The organism is Paraburkholderia ferrariae NBRC 106233 (assembly GCF_000685035.1).
Taxonomy (GTDB): Bacteria; Pseudomonadota; Gammaproteobacteria; order Burkholderiales; family Burkholderiaceae; genus Paraburkholderia; species Paraburkholderia ferrariae.
Genome location: NZ_BAYB01000083.1, coordinates 1 through 2185, shown reverse-complemented (window position 1 = coordinate 2185; position 2185 = coordinate 1). Strand labels below are relative to the sequence as shown.

The 2185-nt window shown below is 62.9% G+C and carries 2 protein-coding genes and 1 pseudogene; all 3 read right to left on the bottom strand.

The genetic code is table 11. From position 1 onward, the window contains the following. Positions 1-148, bottom strand: a pseudogene (locus BFE01S_RS44905) (putrescine ABC transporter permease PotI); the annotation flags it as partial. Continuing rightward, the gene (locus BFE01S_RS36675) at positions 145-1110 is read right to left on the bottom strand and encodes an ABC transporter permease subunit (RefSeq protein ID WP_028229709.1); all 966 of its coding nucleotides are present in this window, start codon (positions 1108-1110) and stop codon (positions 145-147) included. The pseudogene BFE01S_RS44905 and the gene BFE01S_RS36675, both read right to left, overlap by 4 nt. A gap of 13 nt (positions 1111-1123) precedes the next feature. Continuing rightward, a partial coding sequence (locus BFE01S_RS36670; protein WP_028229708.1) for an ABC transporter ATP-binding protein occupies positions 1124-2185 on the bottom strand: 1062 nt, incomplete at its 5' end.

Here is a 2185-nt window from a genome sequence, read left to right as displayed (position 1 = left end):
CGTACCACTTCAGCGAGAAACCCGACCAGACGGTAACGAGCTTCGATTCGTTGAACGAGTACACCACGAGGCTGACGATCGGGATGTACAGGAACAGAAATCCGAGCGCGAGCACGCTCGTGGAGAGGGCGCGATTGGGCTTGATCATTTGCGGTCCTCCAGTTCCTTGACCTGGTAGTGCTGGAACACGGCCATCGGCACGAGCAGCAGCAGCACCATTGCAACCGTCACGGCCGATGCCATCGGCCAGTCCATGTTGTTGAAGAATTCATCCCACATCACGCGGCCGATCATCAGCGTGTCGGCGCCGCCGAGCAGTTCGGGAATCACGTACTCGCCCACCGCCGGGATGAACACCAGCAGGCTGCCGGCAATGATCCCGCTCTTCGAAAGCGGCAGCGTGATCCGCGTGAAGGCCACCCAGGGCTTCGCGCCCAGGTCGTAGGCGGCTTCGAGCAGCGTGAGGTCCATCTTCACGAGGTGCGCGTAGAGCGGCATCACCATGAAGGGCAGGTACGAATAGACCATGCCGATATAGACGCCCGCGTCGCTGTGATACAGGCGCAGCGGCGAGTGAATGAGGCCGATGGCCATGAGCGCGTGATTGAGCAGGCCGTCGTCCTTGAGAATGCCGATCCAGGCGTACACGCGGATCAGGAACGAAGTCCAGAACGGCAGCATCACGCCCATCATGAGGACGTTGCGCGTGGCCGGGTTCGAGCGCGCAATGTAGTACGCGATCGGATAGCCAATCAGCAGACACAGCAGCGTGGAGACCGCCGCCATCTTCAGCGAGCTGATATAGGTGGCGATATACAGATCGTCCTGCAGCAGGAAGGCGTAGTGGCCGAGCTGCAGCGCGAAGTGGACGACGCCGTCCTTCATTTCCAGCAGGTTCGTGTACGGCGGAACCGCCATCATCTGGTCGGCGAAGCTGATCTTGAACACCAGCACGAACGGCACGGCGAAGAACAGCGTGAGCCAGATGAACGGAACGCCGATCACCGCGGTGCGGCCCGAAGGCACGAAACGCGAGAACAGGCGCGCGAGCGTGGCGCGCAGCGCACCGCCGGAAGAGGCGGGCGCGTTGGCAGAGGGCACGGAACTCATGTTGTTTTCCCCTTCATTGCGTGAGCACGACGCCGCTGGCCGGCGACCACGATACGTACACGTCGTCGTTCCACGCCGGTGCGCCTTCGTTCATCAGGTGCGAGCTGGAGAGGTTCGAGACGACCACCTTGCCGCCCGGCAGGCGCACGTGATAGAGCGAGTAGCTGCCCATGTAGGCCACGTCGCTGACCACGCCGCGCGCCCAGTTGTGAGGGGTGCCCGGCTTTTCGCGCGTCACGCGCACGCGCTCGGGGCGCACCGAGATGCCCACCGGCATGCCGAGCGGGCCGGTAATGCCGTGGCTCACGTACATGCGCGTTTCCAGATCCTCGCTTTCCACGAAGATGTGGTCGGGTTCGTCTTCCACCACACGGCCTTCGAAGAGGTTGGTGGAGCCGATGAATTCGGCCGAGAAGCGGCTATTGGGGAATTCGTACACGTCGCCCGGCGTGCCGATCTGCACGATGCGGCCTTCGCTCATCACGGCGAGGCGGTTGGCCATCGTCATCGCCTCTTCCTGATCGTGCGTGACCATCACACAGGTGACATCGACCTTGTCGATGATGTTCACGAGTTCGAGCTGGGTCTTCTGGCGGATTTTCTTGTCGAGCGCCGACATGGGTTCGTCGAGCAGCAGGAGCTTGGGGCGCTTCACCAGCGAGCGCGCGAGCGCCACGCGCTGCTGCTGGCCGCCGGAGAGCTGGTGCGGCTTGCGCTTCGCGTAGCGGCTCATCTGCACGAGATTGAGCGCGTCGGCCACGCGTTCCCTGATTTCGTTCTTCGGGGTGCCTTCCTGCTTGAGGCCGAAGGCGACGTTGGCCTCGACCGTCATATGCGGGAAGAGCGCATACGACTGGAACATCATGTTGACGGGGCGCCGGTAGGGCGGCAGCGCCGCGAGGTCTTCGCCATCGACGAAGATCTTGCCCGAGGTGGCGGTTTCGAGGCCCGCGAGCATGCGCAGCAGCGTGGACTTGCCGCAGCCGGAACTGCCGAGCAGTGCGAAGAGTTCGTTCTTCGCGATGTCCAGGTTCACGTTGTCCACGGCGATGCTGTCGCCGAACTTCTTGACGAC

Excerpts from the sequence above, each read along its gene's own strand:
- BFE01S_RS36675 (WP_028229709.1), bottom strand. The coding sequence starts at position 1,110 with ATGAGTTCCGTGCCCTCTGCCAACGCGCCCGCCTCTTCCGGCGGTGCG.